Origin of the sequence: Janibacter zhaoxuefangae (genome assembly GCF_050271985.1) — a bacterium.
Taxonomy (GTDB): Bacteria; Actinomycetota; Actinomycetes; order Actinomycetales; family Dermatophilaceae.
In genome coordinates this window covers 1,699,535-1,718,579 of the sequence record NZ_CP189849.1, presented here as the reverse complement: position 1 = coordinate 1,718,579, position 19,045 = coordinate 1,699,535, and the positions used below count along the sequence as shown (strand labels likewise).

18 protein-coding genes, 4 pseudogenes and 1 riboswitch are annotated in these 19,045 nt (G+C 71.3%); of the genes and pseudogenes, 16 read left to right on the top strand and 6 right to left on the bottom strand.

What is annotated here, in order from left to right; translation table 11 throughout:
* Positions 1 to 9 precede the first annotated feature (9 nt).
* From paaA to ACQBAS_RS08050, 8 genes and pseudogenes are all read left to right on the top strand, one after another.
* Positions 10 to 1,013, top strand: a pseudogene (gene paaA / locus ACQBAS_RS08085) (1,2-phenylacetyl-CoA epoxidase subunit PaaA).
* Entirely contained in the window at positions 1,010 to 1,297 is a 288-nt protein-coding gene (paaB, locus tag ACQBAS_RS08080; RefSeq protein WP_427383292.1) for a 1,2-phenylacetyl-CoA epoxidase subunit PaaB, read from the top strand. The pseudogene paaA and the gene paaB overlap by 4 nt, the downstream one beginning before the upstream one ends.
* Positions 1,298 to 1,516: 219 nt before the next feature.
* Positions 1,517 to 1,789 (top strand): annotated as a pseudogene (locus ACQBAS_RS08075) (1,2-phenylacetyl-CoA epoxidase subunit PaaC); the annotation flags it as partial.
* 88 nt (positions 1,790 to 1,877) lie between these two features.
* The gene (locus ACQBAS_RS08070; protein WP_427383291.1) at positions 1,878 to 2,324 is read left to right on the top strand and encodes a 1,2-phenylacetyl-CoA epoxidase subunit PaaC; all 447 of its coding nucleotides are present in this window, start codon (positions 1,878 to 1,880) and stop codon (positions 2,322 to 2,324) included.
* Between the two features lie 51 nt (positions 2,325 to 2,375).
* A complete protein-coding gene (gene paaD, locus ACQBAS_RS08065) occupies positions 2,376 to 2,780 on the top strand; it encodes a 1,2-phenylacetyl-CoA epoxidase subunit PaaD (protein ID WP_427383290.1) in 405 nt (134 codons plus the stop codon).
* Between the two features lie 16 nt (positions 2,781 to 2,796).
* The gene (locus ACQBAS_RS08060) at positions 2,797 to 3,276 is read left to right on the top strand and encodes an FAD-binding oxidoreductase (RefSeq protein ID WP_427383289.1); all 480 of its coding nucleotides are present in this window, start codon (positions 2,797 to 2,799) and stop codon (positions 3,274 to 3,276) included.
* Positions 3,258 to 3,305: pseudogene (locus ACQBAS_RS08055) on the top strand (hypothetical protein); the annotation flags it as partial. The gene ACQBAS_RS08060 and the pseudogene ACQBAS_RS08055, both read left to right, overlap by 19 nt.
* A 62-nt stretch (positions 3,306 to 3,367) precedes the next feature.
* Positions 3,368 to 3,949, top strand: coding sequence for a 2Fe-2S iron-sulfur cluster-binding protein (locus ACQBAS_RS08050; protein ID WP_427383288.1), 582 nt, complete (start codon positions 3,368 to 3,370; stop codon positions 3,947 to 3,949).
* Here the strand turns inward: ACQBAS_RS08050 and ACQBAS_RS08045 are convergent.
* Together ACQBAS_RS08045 and ACQBAS_RS08040 are read right to left on the bottom strand one after the other, a co-directional pair.
* Positions 3,930 to 4,397, bottom strand: coding sequence for a dihydrofolate reductase (locus ACQBAS_RS08045; RefSeq protein WP_427383287.1), 468 nt, complete (start codon positions 4,395 to 4,397; stop codon positions 3,930 to 3,932). The genes ACQBAS_RS08050 and ACQBAS_RS08045 overlap by 20 nt on opposite strands.
* 25 nt (positions 4,398 to 4,422) lie before the next feature.
* On the bottom strand, positions 4,423 to 5,235 hold the full coding sequence (locus tag ACQBAS_RS08040) for a thymidylate synthase (protein ID WP_427383286.1): 813 nt from the start codon (positions 5,233 to 5,235) through the stop codon (positions 4,423 to 4,425).
* A 54-nt stretch (positions 5,236 to 5,289) separates the two neighbouring features.
* Between ACQBAS_RS08040 and dapA the strand changes: the two genes are divergently transcribed.
* Positions 5,290 to 6,186 (top strand): 4-hydroxy-tetrahydrodipicolinate synthase, encoded by an 897-nt coding sequence (gene dapA / locus ACQBAS_RS08035; RefSeq protein ID WP_427383285.1) that lies wholly within the window; start codon positions 5,290 to 5,292, stop codon positions 6,184 to 6,186.
* A pseudogene (locus ACQBAS_RS08030) lies at positions 6,183 to 7,872 on the top strand (ribonuclease J). The gene dapA and the pseudogene ACQBAS_RS08030 overlap by 4 nt, the downstream one beginning before the upstream one ends.
* 59 nt (positions 7,873 to 7,931) lie before the next feature.
* On the opposite strand, the gene ACQBAS_RS08025 reads toward ACQBAS_RS08030, so the two are convergent.
* The 3 genes from ACQBAS_RS08025 to ACQBAS_RS08015 all read right to left on the bottom strand — a co-directional run bounded on the left by ACQBAS_RS08025 (position 7,932) and on the right by ACQBAS_RS08015 (position 10,901).
* Positions 7,932 to 8,663: a hypothetical protein gene (locus ACQBAS_RS08025; RefSeq protein WP_427383284.1), complete on the bottom strand. Its 732-nt coding sequence runs from the start codon at positions 8,661 to 8,663 to the stop codon at positions 7,932 to 7,934.
* Positions 8,664 to 8,757: 94 nt separating this feature from the next.
* Positions 8,758 to 9,411: a SatD family protein gene (locus ACQBAS_RS08020; protein ID WP_427383283.1), complete on the bottom strand. Its 654-nt coding sequence runs from the start codon at positions 9,409 to 9,411 to the stop codon at positions 8,758 to 8,760.
* 110 nt (positions 9,412 to 9,521) lie between these two features.
* Positions 9,522 to 10,901 (bottom strand): aminotransferase class V-fold PLP-dependent enzyme, encoded by a 1,380-nt coding sequence (locus tag ACQBAS_RS08015; protein ID WP_427383282.1) that lies wholly within the window; start codon positions 10,899 to 10,901, stop codon positions 9,522 to 9,524.
* 40 nt (positions 10,902 to 10,941) lie between these two features.
* A riboswitch (SAM riboswitch) is annotated at positions 10,942 to 11,056 on the bottom strand.
* A gap of 177 nt (positions 11,057 to 11,233) precedes the next feature.
* Between ACQBAS_RS08015 and ACQBAS_RS08010 the strand changes: the two genes are divergently transcribed.
* Positions 11,234 to 13,978 (top strand): DNA translocase FtsK 4TM domain-containing protein, encoded by a 2,745-nt coding sequence (locus tag ACQBAS_RS08010; protein ID WP_427383281.1) that lies wholly within the window; start codon positions 11,234 to 11,236, stop codon positions 13,976 to 13,978.
* Between the two features lie 87 nt (positions 13,979 to 14,065).
* On the opposite strand, the gene ACQBAS_RS08005 is transcribed toward ACQBAS_RS08010, so the two are convergent.
* Positions 14,066 to 15,097, bottom strand: a complete 1,032-nt coding sequence (locus ACQBAS_RS08005; RefSeq protein ID WP_427383280.1) for a TlpA family protein disulfide reductase — start codon at positions 15,095 to 15,097, stop codon at positions 14,066 to 14,068.
* A 73-nt stretch (positions 15,098 to 15,170) separates the two neighbouring features.
* On the opposite strand from ACQBAS_RS08005, the gene ACQBAS_RS08000 reads away from it, so the two are divergent.
* The 5 genes from ACQBAS_RS08000 (at position 15,171) to ACQBAS_RS07980 (ending at position 19,009) form a co-directional block, all read left to right on the top strand.
* A complete protein-coding gene (locus ACQBAS_RS08000; protein WP_427383279.1) occupies positions 15,171 to 15,872 on the top strand; it encodes an ion channel in 702 nt (233 codons plus the stop codon).
* Between the two features lie 27 nt (positions 15,873 to 15,899).
* Complete coding sequence (gene rimO / locus ACQBAS_RS07995; protein ID WP_427383278.1) at positions 15,900 to 17,369, top strand: 30S ribosomal protein S12 methylthiotransferase RimO; 1,470 nt, start codon at positions 15,900 to 15,902, stop codon at positions 17,367 to 17,369.
* Positions 17,366 to 18,007, top strand: coding sequence for a CDP-diacylglycerol--glycerol-3-phosphate 3-phosphatidyltransferase (gene pgsA / locus ACQBAS_RS07990; RefSeq protein WP_427383277.1), 642 nt, complete (start codon positions 17,366 to 17,368; stop codon positions 18,005 to 18,007). The genes rimO and pgsA overlap by 4 nt, the downstream gene beginning before the upstream one ends.
* A 4-nt stretch (positions 18,008 to 18,011) precedes the next feature.
* Positions 18,012 to 18,497 (top strand): CinA family protein, encoded by a 486-nt coding sequence (locus tag ACQBAS_RS07985; protein ID WP_427383276.1) that lies wholly within the window; start codon positions 18,012 to 18,014, stop codon positions 18,495 to 18,497.
* Between the two features lie 218 nt (positions 18,498 to 18,715).
* A complete protein-coding gene (locus ACQBAS_RS07980) occupies positions 18,716 to 19,009 on the top strand; it encodes a helix-turn-helix domain-containing protein (RefSeq protein WP_427385605.1) in 294 nt (97 codons plus the stop codon).
* Positions 19,010 to 19,045: the final 36 nt, after the last annotated feature.

Genomic DNA, 19,045 nt, shown 5'->3' with positions numbered 1-19,045 from the left:
ACTGGAGGCATGGCAGGCAACGGCGCCCTCCCGGACCTCGACGACCCGATCAACGCGATCGAGGCCGGCACCTTCGACGACCTCCTCGACGCGGACCTGCGGATCGAGCCGCGCGACGAGATGCCCCAGGCCTATCGCGAGTCGCTGATCCGGCAGATTGCCCAACACGCCCACAGCGAGATCATCGGGATGCAGCCCGAGGGGAACTGGATCACCCGCGCACCCAGTCTTCGTCGCAAGGCGATCCTCATGGCCAAGGTGCAGGACGAGGCCGGGCACGGGCTCTACCTCTACAGCGCCGCCGAGACCCTCGGGGTGGAGCGCGCGGACCTGCTCGACCGCCTTCACACGGGGCGTCAGCGCTACTCCTCGATCTTCAACTACCCGACGCTGACGTGGGCCGACGCCGGCGCCATCGGGTGGCTCGTCGACGGCGCCGCCATCATGAACCAGGTGCCGCTGTGCCGCTGCTCCTATGGCCCGTACGCCCGCGCCATGGTCCGGGTCTGCAAGGAGGAGTCCTTCCACCAGCGGCAGGGCTTCGAGATTCTCTGGGTCCTGGCGCGCGGGACGCAGGCTCAGCGGGACATGGCCCAGGACGCCGTCGACCGGTGGTGGTGGCCGTCGCTGATGATGTTCGGCCCGCCCGACACCGGGAGCGAGGCGAGTGGAGGCCACACCGAGCAGTCCATGCGCTGGGGGATCAAGCGTTTCGCCAACGACGAGTTGCGGCAGCGGTTCGTCGACATCAGCGTCCCGCAGGCCCAGCGGCTCGGGCTGACCCTGCCGGACCCGGACCTGCGGTGGGACGAGGAGCGCGGGCACTGGTCCTTCGGGGAGATCGACTGGAGCGAGTTCCGGCGCGGCGCGTGCTCGCGGGCGACGGGCCGTGCAACGCCGAGCGGGTCGCCGTCCGTCGGGCCGCGCACGAGGACGGTGCGTGGGTGCGGGAGGCAGCCACCGCCCATGCGGCGAAGGTCGCCCGGCGGGCCGGGCAGGGGAGCGCGGCATGAGCGAGCGCGACTGGCCCCTGTGGGAGGTCTTCGTCCGACCCAAGCGGGGCATGAGCCACGGTCACGTGGGATCGCTGCACGCGCCGGACGCCGACCTCGCACTGCGCAATGCCCGCGACGTCTACACCCGTCGGCAGGAGGGCGTGTCCATCTGGGTCGTGCCGTCGGCCGACATCACGGCGAGCTCGCCCGACGAGAAGGCGTCCTTCTTCGACCCGGCCGCCGACAAGGTCTACCGGCACCCGACCTTCTACGACGTGCCCGACGACGTGGAGTACCTGTGACCACCCCACGAAGTTCTCCGCTCGTCCCTCGCTCCGATACTTCGCGGGGACCCCGGTCAACCCCCACGAAGTTCTCCGCTCGTCCCTCGCTCCGATACTTCGCGGGGACCCCGGTCAACCACCCCACGAAGATCTCCGCTCGTCCCTCGCTCCGATACTTCGCGGGGACCCCGGTCAACCACCCCATCGCCCACGGCCACCGACACCCACTACGCCTACGTGCTCGGCCTCGCCGACGACGCGCTCATCTACGCCCAACGGCTGGGGGAGTGGATCACCCGGGCGCCACAGCTCGAGGAGGACCTGGCCCTGGCCAACGTCGGCCTCGACCTCCTCGGTCAGGCCCGCTCCCTGCTGACCCACGCCGGCGAGCTCGGCCGCGAGGGCGCCACCGAGGACGACCTCGCCTACTGGCGGGACGAACGCGCCTTCCGCAACGTCCACCTCGTGGAGCAGGAACGTGGCGACTTCGCCGACGAGATGGCTCGGCTGCTCTGGTTCAGTGCCCAACGGCTGGCGCTGCACACGGCACTGACCTCCTCGGCGGACTCTCGCGCTGGCGGCCGTCGCAGCCAAGGCCGTGAAGGAGGTCGCCTACCACCGCGATCACGCCGCGCAGTGGGTCGTGCGCCTCGGGGACGGGACAGAGGCGTCGCGCACCCGGATGCAGGCGGCGCTCGAGCGCGTCGCGCCGTACGTGGCCGAACTCTTCGACGACGACGAGGCGTCCGTCGCCGCCGCAGAGGCCGAGGTCGGGGTCCTTCCGTCGTCGCTGCGCGCCGAGGTCGACGACGTCGTCGCGCGGGTCCTCGTGGCAGCCACCCTCGATCAACCGGCCGAGCCGACGTGGCGCTCCCGCGGTGGCCGGAGGGGAATCCACTCCCGGCCGATGGGCCATCTCCTCGCGGAGATGCAGCACCTGGCCCGCTCACACCCGGGGGGGCGACGTGGTGACCGGCGCACCGGCGCAGCACATCGCTCCGCTCGACGCGACCCGCGTCGAGGCGGTCATCGCCGCCGTCCCTGATCCCGAGATCCCCACCGTGACCATCGCCCAGTTGGGGGGATCCTGCGGTCGGTGACGCCGGTGCCGGGGGCAGACGCGGTCGATGTCGTCATCACCCCGACGTACTCCGGGTGTCCCGCGATGTCCGCCATCGAGCAGGCCGTGGTCCACGCGGCGGCGGCGATCGGCGTCACGGCGCGCGTGCACCTGCGCCTCAGCCCGGCGTGGAGCACCGACTGGATCACCGTGGACGGGCGGCGCGCCCTGGCCGCCGCCGGGATCGTGCCGCCGGGTCCGGCGCCGTCGCCGGGTCACCGGGCGGCTGTGCTCCTGACCCTCGGCGAGCGCAGGGTGGCCTGCCCGGGGTGCGGGAGCCTCGACACGGAGGAGGTGGCACGATTCGGAGCGACCGCCTGCAAGGCACTGCGTCGCTGTCGCGCGTGCCGGGAACCCTTCGAGGAGTTCAAGTCCCTCTGATGTCCACCACCGCCTGATGTCCCTCCTCGTCCCGTCCACGGGGACCCGCCGGCCGACCTTCCACTCGCTTGAGGTGGTCGACGTCGAGCGGCTCACCGATGCCGCCGTCGCGATCACCTTCGCGGTGCCCGATGACCTGGCCGGCCAGTACCTGCGGTTCGAGGCCGGGCAACACGTCACGCTGCGCGCCGACCTCGGCCATGGTGAGGTCCGCCAGTCGTACTCGATCGCGATGTCCCCGACCCGGGCTCGGGAGACCGCCACGTTGCGGGTGGGCTCGGCCCACGTCCCGGGCGGTCGCATGTCGACGTGGCTCAACACGGTCGTGGCCGTGGGGGACCGGATCGACGTGATGACGCCCACCGGTGGCTTCCACAGCCCCCGGTGCGGCCCCGCGAGTCCCGACGGCACGTGGCCATCGCCGCCGGCTCGGGGATCACCCCCGTGCTCGCGATCGTCACGGACATTCTCGAGCGCGAGCCGCTCTCCGCCGTGACGTTGCTCTACGGCAACCGCGACACCCGCAGCATCATGTTCCTCGAGGACCTCGAGGACCTCAAGGACGCCCACCCAGAGCGATCCAACTCGTGCACGTCCTCTCCCGGGAGCCGCGCGAGTCCGAGCTGCTCTCGGGCCGGCTCGACCCGAACCGCATCAGTGCGCTGCTCGCCGCGTTCGCCCCGGTGGCTGACGTCGACGAGTTCTACCTCTGCGGTCCCCAGGGCATGGTCGAAGGAGCCCAGTCGCTCCTCGCCATGGCCGGGGTCGCCACCGACCGGGTGCACCACGAGGTCTTCCACGTCGCCTCCCAGGAGGGGCGGGCCGCCCAGGTGGTCATCGACGAGGGCGCACCGGCCGAGGCGGTCGTCACCGTCCGGCTCGACGGTCGGCGCACCCGGATCGAGATGCCGACCCGCGCCGAGTCGATCCTCGACGCGACGCTGCGCCAGCGGCCCGACGCGCCGTATTCGTGCACCGGAGGGGTGTGCGGCACCTGCCGCGCCCGGGTCGTCAGCGGTGAGGTGTCGATGGACCGCAACTACGCCCTCGAGGCGGACGAGATCGCCCGCGGGATCGTCCTCGCCTGCCTGCCAGGCCCACCCCGTCAGCGACGAGGTCGAGCTGGACTACGACGAGTAGGCGCTCGCGTCAGACCCGCTCGTAGGTGACGAAGGCGATCCCGTCGCCGGGCTCCCGACTCACCTCGCGCCACTGCTCGGGGTCGATCGCCGGGAAGGTGACCGAGCCCTCGGGGGACTGGTCCACCTCGGTGATCACGAGCCGCTGTGCCCACGGCATCGCCTCGCGGTAGACCTGACCGCCGCCGCACACGAAGACCTCGTCGCCGGGTCCGGCCAACGCCAGGGCGTCCGGCAGCGAGTGGGCGGTCTCGACGCCGGGGCGGGTCCAGTCGTGCTGGCGCGTGACGACGATCGTGCGTCGTCCCGGCAGCGCCCGGCCGATGGAGTCGAAGGTCGCCCGTCCCATGATGAGGGCGTGCCCCACCGTCGTGGCCTTGAAGAAGCGCAGGTCCTCGGGCAGGTGCCAGGGCATGGCGGAGCCGTCACCGATGACGCCGTTGCGTCCGACGGCGGCGATCATCGTGAGGCGCGTCATGGGTTCTCCTCGCGCTCGGGCCGGCTCAGACGGCGATGGGGGCCTTGATCGAGGGGTGCGCCTGGTAGCCGACGAGCTCGAAGTCGCCGAGGTCGTAGTCGTCGATCCGGTCGCGTGGGGTGATCCGCATCGTCGGCAGCGGGAAGGGCTCGCGGGTGAGCTGCTCACGGGCCTGGTCGAGGTGGTTGCTGTAGAGGTGCACGTCGCCGAGGGTGTGCACGAACTCGCCGGGCTCGAGGTCGGTCAGCTGCGCGACCATCATCGTCAACAGGGCGTAGGACGCGATGTTGAAGGGCACGCCGAGGAAGAGGTCGCCGCTGCGCTGGTACAGCTGGCAGGACAGCCGGCCACGCCCCCCTTCCTCCGTCGGCGGCGCGACGTAGAACTGGAACATCGTGTGACACGGCGGCAGCGCCATGTCGTCGACGTCGGCCACGTTCCACGCGGAGACGATGTGCCGGCGGCTGTCCGGATTGCTCCGGATGCTCTCGATCACCTTCGTGATCTGGTCGACGTGACCACCGTCGGGCGTGGGCCACGAACGCCACTGGTGTCCGTAGACGGGGCCGAGATCGCCGTTCTCGTCCGCCCACTCGTCCCAGATGGTGATGCCGCGCTCGCGCAGCCAGGCCACGTTCGTGTCGCCCCGCAGGAACCACAGGAGCTCGCCGATGATGGAGCGCAGGTGCAGCTTCTTCGTCGTGACGACGGGGAACCCCTCGGCCAGGTCGAAGCGCATCTGGTGACCGAAGACGCTGCGCGTCCCGGTCCCCGTGCGGTCGGACTTGTCCACCCCGTGGGTGAGCACGTGGTCGAGGAGGTCGAGGTAGGCGCGCACGTTCCGAACCTACACCGGCCCGCCGACGCCGGACCCGACCGGTAACCTGCACCCATGCCTGCGACTTCCCCCTTCGGCCGCCTCATCTCGGCCATGGTCACGCCCCTGCATGCGGACGGCAGCGTCGATCTCGATCCGATGCCGCCCAGCGCCTCGCCGCGCATCTCGTGGATGCCGGGCACGACGGACTCGTCGTCAACGGCACGACGGGGGGAGTCACCCACCACGACCGACGCGGAGAAGGCGGACCTCGTCCGCGCCGTCGTCGAGGCCGTCGGCGATCGGGCCCGCGTCACCGCGGGGACGGGCACCAACGACACGGCCCACACGATCGAGCTGACCCGAGCGGCGGTGGCCGCGGGCGCCGACGGCGTCCTGCTCGTCACCCCGTACTACAACAAGCCGCCGCAGGCTGGCATCCGGGCGCACTTCACGGCCGTCGCCGACGCCGCGGACGTGCCCGTCATGCTCTACGACATCCCCGGTCGCTCGGGCGTTCCGATCACCACCGAGTCGCTCATCGCTCTCTCGGCGCACCCGGCCATCACCGCCGTCAAGGACGCCAAGGGCGACCTCTGGGCCGCGACCGAGGTCATGAGCGCGACGGACCTCCTCTGGTACGCGGGCGACGACGCCGCGGCGCTGTCCCACCTCACCCAGGGTGCGCACGGTCTCGTCGGTGTGACCACCCAGGTCGCGCCGACGGTCTACGCGGACCTCTTCGCCGCCCTCGACGCCGGTGATCTCGCCTCGGCTCTCGCGACGCACCGGCGCCTCGTGCCGCTGGTCAACGCGGTCATGAACCTCACCCAGGGGGCCATCAGTGCGAAGGCGGCCCTGCGCGAGCTCGGGATCCTCGAGTCCGCGACGGTCCGGCTGCCGCTGGTCGAGGCCACCGACGACGAGGTCGCGGCCCTGCGCGCGGCACTGGAAGGACTGGACCTGCTGTGAGTCACCCGCACCCCGAGTTGGCCCTGCCTCCCGCCCTGCGCGACGGCGCCGTCCGCGTGGTCGCCCTCGGCGGGCTCGGCGAGGTGGGACGCAACATGGCCGTCATCGAGCACGCCGGTCAGCTGCTCGTCATCGACTGCGGGGTGCTCTTCCCCGACGACCACCACCCGGGCATCGACCTCATCCTCCCCGACTTCTCCTACATCGAGGATCGCCTCGACGACGTCCAGGCGATCGTGCTCACGCACGGCCACGAGGACCACATCGGCGCCGTGCCCTACCTCCTGAGGCTCAAGCGCGACATCCCGCTCGTCGGCTCCCAGCTCACGCTCGCGCTCATCGAGGCCAAGCTCAAGGAGCACCGCATCCAGCCCTACACCTACGGGGGGTGAAGGAGGGCATGCGCGAGACGTTCGGGGTCTTCGACTGCGAGTTCGTCGCGGTGAACCACTCGATCCCGGACGCTCTCGCCGTCATGGTGCGCACCCCCGGCGGATCGATCCTCCACACGGGCGACTTCAAGATGGACCAGCTGCCGCTCGACGGCCGGCTCACCGACCTGCGTGCCTTCGCCCGGCTCGGCGAGGAGGGCGTGGACCTCTTCATGACCGACTCGACCAACGCCGAGGTCCCGGGGTTCACGACGCCCGAGCGGGAGATCTCGGCCGCGATCGACAAGGTCTTCCGCGACGCCCAGCGGCGCATCATCGTCGCCTGCTTCTCCTCCCACGTCCACCGCGTGCAGCAGGTGCTCGACGCAGCGGATCGGGCTGGCCGCAAGGTCGCCATGGTCGGCCGCTCGATGATCCGCAACATGGGGATCGCCGCAGACCTCGGCTACCTCAATGTGCCGGACCGGATCCTCGTCGACGTCAAGAAGTTGGCCGACTATCCCGACGATAAGGTCGTGCTCATCTGCACCGGTTCGCAGGGCGAGCCCATGGCGGCGCTGTCCCGGATGGCCAACCAGGACCACCGGATCGACGTCGGTCAGGGTGACACGGTGCTCATGGCGAGTTCGCTCATCCCCGGTAACGAGAACGCCGTGTACCGCGTCATCAACGGGCTCATGCGGCTCGGCGCGGACGTCGTCCACAAGGGCAACGCCAAGGTCCATGTCTCCGGTCACGCCAGCGCGGGCGAGCTCCTCTACTGCTACAACATCGTCAAGCCGGCCACAACGTCATGCCCGTGCACGGCGAATGGCGCCATCTCGTGGCGAACGGTGACCTCGCCATGGCCACGGGTGTGCCGGCCGCGAACGTCGTCCTCGCCGAGGACGGCGTGGTCGTCGATCTGCACGAGGGGCAGGCGCGCATCGTCGGCGCCGTCCCGTGCGGCTACGTCTATGTCGACGGGTCGAACGTCGGGGAGAACTCCGAGGAGATCCTCAAGGACCGGCGGATCCTGCGTGACGAGGGCTTCATCTCGGTCATCGTCGTCATCGATGCGCAAACGGGGAAGATCGCGGCGGGCCCGGAGATCACGGCCCGAGGCTTCGCCGAGGACGCCGAGATCTTCGAGCAGGTCCGGCCCAAGATCGAGCAGGCGCTCGCCGACGCCACGGCCAACGGGTCGAAGGACGCCTACGAGCTGCAGCAGGTCATCCGCCGCGCCATCGGCGGCTGGGTCGGCGGCAAGATCCGTCGCCGTCCGATGATCATTCCCGTCGTCATCGAGGCCTGACGGCGCTCACGCTCGAGAATGACCTCAGGTCGTGCCGAGGTGCACGGCCGCGAGCGACGTCAGGGCAATGAGCCAACTGACGAAGCTGCCGACGAGGAAGTACTCGGTGACGGCGTCGATCCCGACGCCGGTGACGGTCTGGCTGTCGTTCTGCTTGGCCTGAAGTTCGGGGAAGCGGATGAGCCCCCCTTCGCGGCGATGACGATGCCCGCGGCGGTGACCTGGCCGGCGAGCCCGAGCCCGAGGATGAGGATGCGCTCCATCGGTCCGAGCAGTCGGCCGCCCTTCAGGCTGTCCGAGGCTTGCGGCTCACCGCTGGGCCGGATCGCCCCGACGGCGCCCAGCACGAGTCGGACGATGACGTTGCCCGTGCTCAGTTGGAGGGCGACGAGGGCCATGAGGAGCAGCGCGCGCCCCGGGTCGAGCCCGGGCGCGAGCCCGGTCCACCCGAGCCAGTGGGCGAAGGGGCCCCGCACGGGTGAGGCGTGACCCGACCAGAGGAGGAGGAGGGCGAGGATCCCGACGCCGAGCGCGGCCAGCGCCGCGAGGTCGGCGCCGAATGCCCGCAGCGCCCGACCGGACAGGACAACCCAGGCGACGGTCGTGACCGCGGCCACGACGAGCAGGGTGATGTCCCCGGCGGTGGCGAGGTCGGTGAGCGCGCCGAGGATGGCGACGGCCGCGACCCCGACGAGGGCGGCTACGCCGGTGGCGGCAGGACGGGTCATCCGGCCGGTGCGGGCCAGGTCGGCCAGCGCCACGGACAGCAGGAGGACGCTCAGGATGCTCACACCGACGATCCAACCACGGTGGGCTGACAGCGCACGGGGTCGCGAGAGTTCACGGGCCGCGAGGCCTCAGCGTGGGGGGCTCAGGGTCGGGAGCTCAGGGTCGCGAGGGTCGGTCGCGCCAGTCGGTGGCCGCCAGTCGGGCCTCGGCCCGGGCGATGAGATCGAGCCCGTGTCGGGCCGCGCGCTGCGAGACGGCCGACGGGCTGATGGCCACGCGTTCGGCGATCTCCGCCTTCGTCCGTCCCTCGAGCAGGCCCGCGACGATGGCACGCGAGCGGTCGTCGAGGTCGTCGAGGAGCAGGTCCCGGAAGGCCACGGCCGCGTTGACCGCGTCAGGCCCCGGCCCGGCACCGGCCACGACAGTCCGGACGGCCGCGGTCACCCGGTCGGTCTCGGCCTCCTTCGCGGCACCGATCGCCTCGCGGGCGGCCCACCACGCGGGGCCGTCCTGGGTGCGTCGGGCCGCGTCGAGGATCGTCACCTCACCCCAGGCGAGTCCGCACCGGAGATCCGCCAGGGGGAGGAGCCCGAGTCGGATCCGCAGCGCCGCGTCGATCGCCGCACCGATGGTCCCGAAGGCGCCCTGGAACTCGTCGCCGACGGTGATCGCCAGCGGTTCGACCGGGGACAACTGCTCGTTGACGAGATCGAGTTGCCGGGTGAGTCGTTCGTGCAGGGCGGGGCGATCCGCCACCGGCGAGCCGATGACGTCACCGATGAGGGTGGCGACGAGCGAGGTGGAGGTCATGGCATCTCCTTCATCGGACGCCAGATGAAGCATCCACCGGTAGAGACTACCAAGATTCAGGTGAAACCTTCATCGGAGGCTCGACCACAGGCTTCTTCCCGGCGGGGTGCTCACCAGGGGAGGGGGATGGCGGCTTCCTCGGGAGCAGCCGCGGGGACCCAACCCTGGCCCTCGACGTGCAGCCACTCGTGCCGCGTGCCGTCGACCGCGAGTTCGCGCACCGCGGCCACGAGCCGGGTGACGTGCTCCTGGGTGGTGCCGAGACCGGCGCTGATCCGCACGGCCGTGGCCGGGCCCCCTTCGAGCAGGGCGTCGACGAAGGGGTGCGCGCAGAACTTGCCGTCGCGCACGCCGATGCCGTGCTCGAGCGAGAGGGCCGCGGACACGAGGGAGGAGTCGAGGCCGTCGATCGTCAGCGTGACGACGGGCAGGCGGTCGACCTCGCCCTGGAAGAGCGTGTAGGTCGTGACGCCGGGGATCTCGTCCAGTTCCGTCAGCAGCCGGTGGCCGATGGCGTCCTCGTGCGCCTCGATCTCCGCGCGGTGGGCGGTGAAGGCGGAGCACGCCGCGGCGAGGGCGACCGCACCGAGCACGTTGGGGCTGCCCGCCTCGTGCCGTGCCGCGCCGCGCTGCCAGGTCGTCGAGCGCTCGGTCACGGAGGACGTCGCGCCGCCGCCGGCGAGGTAGGGCTGTGCGGCGTCGAGCCAGTCGCTGCGGCCCACGAGGACCCCAGCGCCGTAGGGCGCGTAGAGCTTGTGTCCGGAGAAGGCGAGGTAGTCGGCGCCCAGGGCCTCGAGGTCGATCGCCTTGTGCGGGGCGAGCTGCGCGGCGTCGACGGCGACGCGGGCGCCGGCCTCGTGGGCGATCTCGGCGAAGCGCTCGACGGGCCAGAGCTCGCCCGTGACGTTGGAGGCGCCGGTGAGGACGACGAGGCGGTGCCGGGCGGGCACGGCCTCGAGCGCGTCCTCGAGCAGGATCTCTGCATCGCGCAGGCTGCCGGGGACGGGCAGGCGCACGGTGCGACGCTCGGGCCAGGGGAGGAGGGTCGCGTGGTGCTCCGTCGAGAAGACGAAGACGACGGTCTGGCGGGGGAGCGCCTTCGCAAGCAGGTTGAAGGAGTCCGTCGTGTTACGCGTGAAGATGACGGTGTCGTCGTCCCGGGCCCCGACGAACCGGGCGACCTCGGCGCGAGCGGCCTCGTAGTGGGCGCTCGTCACCTTGGAGGCGTAGCCGTTGCCGCGGTGGACCGACGAGTAGGTGCGGGTGGCCACGTCGACGGCCTGCTTGACCGTCGCGAGGGCCGGGGCCGAGGCGCCGTGGTCGAAGTTCGCGTACTCCACGCGGTCCCCGTCGAGGGTCTCGCAGAGCAGGCCGGCGGAGACGACCTCGGGCACCTGCCCGGTCGTGGTCACGGAGTGCAGGTGGCTGGGGGCGGCCTTGCGAGCCCGCTCAGGGAGCCGCCCGGTGGAGTTGAGGTTGGCGATCGACATGTGCTGTGCCTTCCGGTCCGAGGGACCTCCTGACACAGGACGTCCGCGCTTGCCGAACGCCACTGGCGCACGGCCAGGTCGTCACCCGGAGCACCCCACCGCGGAAGGAGGGTTGCTGGCCAGCAAGCCGGGGCTGTGTGCTGGCACTCATGACCTTGACGACGAAGATAGCGACTTCGCTCGGCACGGGCCAGCCGTCGCGGGCGACCTTCCACGATGCGAGACAGGGGCTCCGGGGGCGCCGTGCCGCCCGAGAACCGAGGGAGCGGCAATTCGCGCCGTTACGCGTGTGACGCGTGTTTCTGGCGGGGCTGTGACGTAGCGTGCCCAACATGGCCACCCGTCCGTCCACATCCACGCGCGCCCGCGGGTCCTCGTCGACCCGCCCCGGCGGCCGCAAGCAACCCGCCCGCCGCTCGCCCCAGAAGCGCAAGCCGGCCGGTGGCGGACTGCCCCTGCCCCTGCGCGCCGTGAAGGGCACGTGGCTCGGCGTGGCCGGTGCCGCGGGAGGCGCTGCCCGCCGTGTTGGCACGAGCGCGGGCGAGATCGAGCCCGAGCACCGTCGTGACGGTTGGGGCCTTCTGCTCGTCGCCCTCGCCGTCGTCTTCGCCGCTCGCGAGTGGTGGGGCCTGCCCGGCGCCGCCGGTGACGTCATCCACGCCGTGGCCGCGGGCACCTTCGGCCGCGTCGCCTACGCCATGCCACTCGTCCTGCTCGCCCTCGGCGTCCGCCTGCTGCGCACCCCGCGCGAGGAGGCCGCCGACGCGCGCGTCGGATTCGGCACGACCTTCCTCGTCTTTGCCACCTGCGGCCTGACCCACATCGCCAAGGACATCCCGCAGCCGCCGGACGGGGCGGGCCCCATGCGCGACGCCGGCGGGATCATCGGCTTCCTCGCCGCCGACCCGCTCGCGGCCGCACTGACCCCGTGGGGCGCCGGGATCCTGCTCGCCCTGCTGGCCGTGTTCGGACTCCTCATCCTCACCGGCACGCCGATGCACATGGTTCCTGAGCGCATCGCCCAGGCCCGTGCCGACCTCATGCACCGCCCGCACCACGACCAGGACCTCGCGTCGCTCGACGCCCCGGCCCAGGCCGTCACCAAGGCCCGTCGCCGCCGCCGGACCGACCTCGACGACCTCGACGGCGCCCGCAACGGTGACCGCGCCTACGACCAGGCCGCCGAGGTGGCCCGGGCCGAGGAGGAGGCCGAGGCCGCCGCCGCGGCCAAGGCGCAGGGGCCGCGTCCGGGGGAGAAGCGACCCACCGCCCCCGGTGTGCTCGCCCCGGGTGCCACGTCGACCGCGGCGTCCGCCGCGATCACCGATGTGTCGGCCAAGGACGAGGGCAAGCTCGAGCCTCCGCCCACGCAGCAGCTGCCCAAGCGCGTCGAGCAGCTCGCCCTCGCCGGCGACATCCAGTACTCGTTGCCCGACAGCCAGGTCCTCAAGCAGGGCGCCCCGCACAAGGAGCGGTCCGCGGCCAACGACGCCGTCGTCGAGTCCCTGACGCAGGTCCTCGACGAGTTCGGCATCGACGCCCAGGTCACCGGCTTCACGCGCGGCCCGACGGTGACGCGCTACGTCGTCGAGCTCGGTCCCGGCGTCAAGGTCGAGCGCGTCACGGCGCTGAGCAAGAACATCGCCTACTCCGTCGCGTCGGCGGACGTCCGCATCCTCAGCCCGATCCCCGGCAAGTCCGCCATCGGCATCGAGATCCCCAACGCCGACAAGGAGATGGTCTGCCTCGGCGACGTCCTCCGCAGCGGCGTCGCGCGCAACAACGACCACCCGATGGTCATGGGTGTCGGCAAGGACGTCGAGGGCGGCTACGTCATCGCCAACCTCGCGAAGATGCCGCACACGCTCGTGGCCGGTGCCACCGGCTCGGGCAAGTCGTCCTTCGTCAACTCGATGATCACGTCGATCCTCATGCGGGCCACCCCGGACGAGGTCCGGATGGTCCTCGTCGACCCCAAGCGGGTCGAGCTCAACGCCTATGAGGGCATCCCCCACCTCATCACGCCGATCATCACCAACCCCAAGAAGGCGGCCGAGGCGCTGCAGTGGGTCGTGCGCGAGATGGACATGCGCTACGACGACCTCGCGCTCTACGGCTACAAGCACGTGGACGACTTCAACAAGGCCGTCAAGGCGGGCGCGGTCAAGCCGCTCCCCGGCAGCGAGCGGGTCATCCAGCCCTACCCGTACCTGCTGGTCATCGTCGATGAGCTCGCCGACCTCATGATGGTCGCGCCGCGTGACGTCGAGGACTCCATCGTCCGCATCACCCAGCTCGCCCGCGCGGCCGGCATCCACCTCGTGCTCGCGACGCAGCGTCCCTCCGTCGACGTCGTCACCGGTCTGATCAAGGCGAACGTCCCGTCCCGGATGGCCTTCGCGACCTCGTCGCTCGCCGACAGCCGCGTGGTCCTGGACCAGCCCGGTGCGGAGAAACTCCTCGGTCAGGGCGACGCGCTCTTCCTGCCGATGGGTGCGAGCAAGCCGATGCGTGTGCAGGGCGCCTGGGTCTCGGAGTCCGAGGTCGCGGCCGTCGTCAAGCACGTCACCGAGCAGCTCAAGCCGATGTACCGCGAGGACGTCGCCGTCGTCGCACCCCAGAAGCACATCGACGAGGACATCGGCGACGACCTCGACCTGCTGCTGCAGGCGACCGAGCTCGTCGTGACGTCCCAGTTCGGCTCGACGTCCATGCTCCAGCGCAAGCTGCGCGTGGGCTTCGCGAAGGCCGGCCGGCTCATGGACCTGCTCGAGTCCCGCGGCATCGTGGGACCGTCCGAGGGGTCCAAGGCCCGCGACGTGCTCGTCAAGGCCGACGACCTGCCGGGGACGCTGGCGGTGCTGCGCGGTGACGAGCCGCCCGCCGAGATGTCTTCCGGCCCGACCGTCGATGACGTTGCGGACGAGGGCCCCGACAGCTGGACGGACGAGACGACCGAGGTCCCGGCCAAGCAGCCGGGCCGGTACGACGACGACCCGGTGGCGCGGTCCCTCGAGGGCCGCGAGGTCGTCGAGGAGAGCGACGACGACGCCTGGTCGCTCACCGGTCGGGACTGACCCTCGCCGCACGTGATCACCTCAAGCCCCTGAGCACCTCAGGGGCTTGAGGTGATCAGGCCCCTGCGGAACGCTGCCCCGAGATGCTCAGACCCCGAGCTGCTCGGCGATGTCGTCGACGAACTCGCGGATCTCGTCCACGCCGATGATCGGGCCACCCGCGAGCAGGCCGTCGTTGCCGAGCAGGACTGCCCCCGGTGTCGCGTCGACGCCGAGGGCTCGGGCGGCGGCCCCGCCGTCGCGCACCGCGTAGGGGTGAGCGGCGGGATGGTGCTCCGCGATCTCGGCGAGGTCGTTGCGGAACGCGACGCGGACGTCGATGGCGGACAGCCGGGTGACGATCTCCGGCAGCTCCTCGAGGAGGACGAGGCAGGATCGGCACGTCGTCGAGACGAAGAGGAGCAGCTGCGCCCGTTTGGCGGCGAGCACCGACAGCGGGACCTCGGCGCCACCGGGCACGGTGACGGGGACGGTCGGGATCGGCGTCCGGACGTAGTCCTCGGGATCGATCTCCCCGGCGTCCATGGTGGTTGCGGCCTCGGGGTTGGACGACGCCACGTCCGAGGCGGCGGCGATGCCCACGGGGACACCGGCCGAGGCGCGTTCCGTACCGAGGAGCCACGCCAGCGTCGCGACGAGCACGGCCACGCCGAGCGAGGCCCACCCGGCGCCGGACAGGGATGCGAGCTCCGCGACGACGGACCTCGCGCCACCCAGCGTCCGGGCCAGGGCAGCGAGGGCGAGGACCACGAGCAGGACGTTGCGGACGACGGTCGCGCGGGTCACCTTCCCCAGCCCTATCTCGCCGAAACAGTGACAGGTGACGGGCTCGTCGAAGCTCAGTGCCCGTGCGATGACGAATGCGTAGGCAAGGAGCAGCACGACGGCGATCCCGGCCGCAGCCGTCGCCCAGGCGCCCGAGGTGAGGACGAGCCCCCCGGCCACCACCAGCTCGAGCACGGGCAGTCCCCGGGTGATGGTCGAGTGGCTCAGGGCCGCGGGCAGCCGCAGGCTCGTCACCGCGTCGGCCACGTGCCGCGAGCTACGCAGCTTGGCCACCCCTGCCGTGGCGAGGACCGGGAGGAGCGCGAGCGGGGCCAGCAGGAGGGCGTGCGACATGCGTGCAGGATAGGTGCGCGGCGACGCGGCCGAGGTCCCAGCGACCGGGCACGCCTGTCCTAGAGTGGCGGCCATGTCGACCCTGTGGCCGGAATTCCACCGAGATCTCGCCGATCAGCCCGTGTGGAAGCGGATCATGACGCGCCAACCGTCGGGGTTCCTCCTCGGGGCGCAGTTCGTCGCGATGGTGCTGATCCCCTACCTCGAGGACGTCAAGCACGGTCGCGTCGCGATCTCGGTCGTGAGCTTCCTCATCGTCATGCTGGCCCTTTTCACGGTCCGAACCACGCCCGCCTTGACGCGGCTCGCCGTGCTCATCGGGCTGCCAGCGCTCGTGTTCGAGGTGTGGAGTGCCGTCGACCCGGACAACACCGGCATCTTCATCGCCGCGCACACCCTGCTCGCGATCTTCTACCTGTACACGGCCTACGGACTCATCGCGTACGTCTTCGCCGACCACTGGGTGACCAAGGACGAGCTCTTCGCGGTCGGGGCCGCCTTCACGGTGCTGGCCTGGGCCTTCGCCTACATCTACCTCGTGGTGCAGACGATCTATCCCGGCTCGTTCGTCGCCTTCCAGGGGGAGGGGCAGCGCACCTTCCACGAGCTGCTGTATCTGTCGGTCGCCAACATCACCAGCGTCGGGCTGTCCGACGTGACCCCCGTGGTGGCCCAGGCCCGGGCGGTGGCGATGATCGAGCAGATCCTCGGGGTGCTCTACGTCGCCATGGTCATCTCCCGCCTCGTCGCCCTCACCGTCATGCGGCGTGGGTGACCTCGCGCGGCAACTAGAGTTGCGGCCATGACCACCACCCAACGCAGCGTCGCCCTCGTGACCCTGGGGTGCACCCGCAACGAGGTGGACTCCGAAGAACTCGCCGGGCGACTTCAGGCCGAGGGGTGGCTGCTCGTCGACGACGCGGCTGACGCCGACGTGGCCGTCGTCAACACCTGCGGCTTCATCGAGCAGGCCAAGAAGGACTCGATCGACACGATCCTCGAGGCCTCCCAGCAGCGCGACGCGGGCGGCGCACGGGCCGTCGTGGCCGTTGGCTGCCTCGCCGAGCGTTACGGGCAGGAGCTCGCGGACGAGCTGCCCGAGGCCGACGCAGTGCTCGGCTTCGACTCCTATGCGGACATGTCGTCCCACCTTCGCTCCATCCTCGACGGGCACAAGCCGGCGTCGCACACGCCCTCGGACCGTCGGCAGCTCCTGCCGCTCTCGCCCGTGGACCGACGTGACACGGCCGGCGTCGCCGTGCCCGGACACGGCGATCTGGCGCCCGAGATGCGCGAACCCGCCGCCCCGAGCGCCGCGGACGCCGCCGTGCCAGCGCCTGCCTCCGGCCCGCGCGTGATGCGCGCCCGGCTCGACGGTCGTCCCTGGGCGCCGCTGAAGATCGCCAGCGGGTGCGACCGCCGCTGCTCGTTCTGCGCCATCCCCATGTTCCGCGGGGCCTTCCTGTCGCGGCGTCCCACCGACGTGATCGCCGAGGCGCGCTGGCTCGCAGAGCGCGGCGTCAAGGAACTCTTCCTCGTCAGCGAGAACTCGACGTCCTACGGCAAGGACCTCGGAGACCTCGGGCTGCTCGAGACGATGCTCCCCGAACTCGGCGCCATCGACGGGATCGAACGAGTGCGCGTCTCCTACCTGCAGCCCGCGGAGATCCGGCCCGGACTGCTGCACGCCATGGCGACCGTCGACGGCGTCGTGCCGTGGTACGACATCTCCTTCCAGCACGCCTCCGGGCCGCTGCTGCGCCGGATGCGCCGCTTCGGCGACCGCGAATCCTTCCTCGATCTCATCGAGCGGATCCGTGCGGTGCAGCCCACGGCCGGCATCCGCTCCAACGTCATCCTGGGCTTCCCCGGCGAGACCGAGGAGGACGTCGAGATCCTCGTCGACTTCCTCGTGCGCGCCCGACTCGATGTCGTCGGCGTCTTCGGTTACTCCGACGAGGACGGCACCGAGGCCGAGGGCCTGGGGGAGAAGGTCGACCCCGACGTCATCGCCGAGCGCGTCCGTCGGGTCCAGGACCTCGTCGAGGAGCTCACGGCCCAGCGGGCAGAGGAGCGGATCGGCGAGGAGGTCGTCGTGCTCGTCGAGGAGATCGACGAGGAGACCGGTGACCTCGTCGGCCGCGCGGCCCACCAGGGCCCCGACGTCGACGGAGTGACGATCCTGACCGGCACCGATGCCGAGGTCGGCGACCTCGTGCCCGCAGTCGTGACCGGGACCGAGGGGATCGACCTGATCGCCGAGGCGTCGTGAGCGGCACGGCTCCGGTCACGCCGGTCGAGCCGAGCCCGTGGAACCTCCCCAACGCGCTGACGGTCCTGCGGATCATCCTCGTCCCCGTCTTCGGCTGGCTCCTGCTCAGCCACGGCGGCGACAGCGTTGTCCACCGGTGGCTCGCCTGCGCCGTCTTCGTCGGGGCGATGATCACCGACAAGGTCGACGGCGACATCGCGCGCAGCCGCGGTCTCGTGACCAACTTCGGGAAGGTGGCCGACCCGATCGCCGACAAGGCGCTGTCGGGGATGGCCTTCATCGGGCTGTCCGTGCTGGACGTCATCCCGTGGTGGATGACGGTCCTCGTCCTCGTGCGCGAATGGGGCATCACCCTCATGCGCTTCGCCGTCATCCGGCACGGTGTCATGCCGGCCGGACGCGGTGGCAAGCTCAAGACGACGCTCCAGGCCGTGGCCCTCGGCGCCCTGTCGGCGCCGCTGTGGACGCTCCCGCTGGCCGGCCTGTGGGAGGCGCTCGCCTGGATCACCCTCGTCGCGGCGGTCGTCGTCACCGTGGTCACCGGAGTGGACTACGTCCTGAAGGCGTACCGCCTGCGCGAGGGCAGCGACCGGACGGCCGCCAAGCGGGCCCGCTCTGGCGGCTCGACGGGGGACTGACCCGGTGACCAGGCTCGATCCCGTCGCGGTCGTCGACGCCCTGCGTGCCCGCGGCCTCACCATCGCCACGGCCGAGTCACTGACCGGCGGCGCACTGTGCGCGCGCCTCGTCGACGTCCCCGGGGCCTCGGCGGTCGTGCGCGGAGGAGTGATCGCCTATGCCACTGATCTCAAGGCCAGCCTCCTCGATGTCGATCCCGATCTGCTCGCCGAGCGCGGCGCCGTCGATGCCGAGGTGGCGCGGCAGATGGCTCACGGCGTCGTGCGGCGCACCGGCGCGGATCTCGGGATCGCCACGACGGGCGTGGCCGGGCCGGATCCTCAGGACGGGCAGCCCGTGGGCACCGTCCACGTCGCCGTCGCCGCGCCTCCGCTCGGGGAGGCGAGGCACCGCCTGGTGCTGGCCGAAGGGGGCCGCGCGGACATCCGTGCCGCCGCCGTCGACGCCGCCCTGACGCTGCTGCTCGAGGTGCTGGCCGACCTGCCTTGATCCGGGGGCAGGCGCCATCCGTGCCGTGCGGGAAGAGACACGGCTGCGCGCGGGTTGTCCGTGGCATGAGGTCACCTCGACGTCCCGAGCCGATGCGCCCCGCCTCGCGCGGCACCCTGCCACCGACACGGCGCTCCGAACACCGGACCGCCGCACGAGTGTCGGCCGCGGGTAGTAGCGTGAGTCCTGTGACCGCATCGCCCACGAAGGGAGGCCCCATGATCCTGCTCCGTCGTGAGCTCGGTGACGTCCTCCGCGAGGAGCGCACCGCGCAAGGACGCACGCTGCGCGAGGTCTCTGCCGCTGCGTCGGTCTCGCTCGGCTACCTCAGCGAGGTCGAGCGTGGTGAGAAGGAGGCCTCCTCCGAGCTGCTCGCCTCGATCTGCGCCGCCCTCGAGGTCCCCCTGTCCACGGTGCTCGGCGCCGTCTCGGACCGGGCGCTGGCCACGGAGTCGCTCAGCGCTCCGGTGACGCTCCCGGTGCGCGCCGAGGTCTCCGCCTCCGCCGCCTGAGCGGCTCAACGACGCTCAGCAGTTCAACGACGCAGC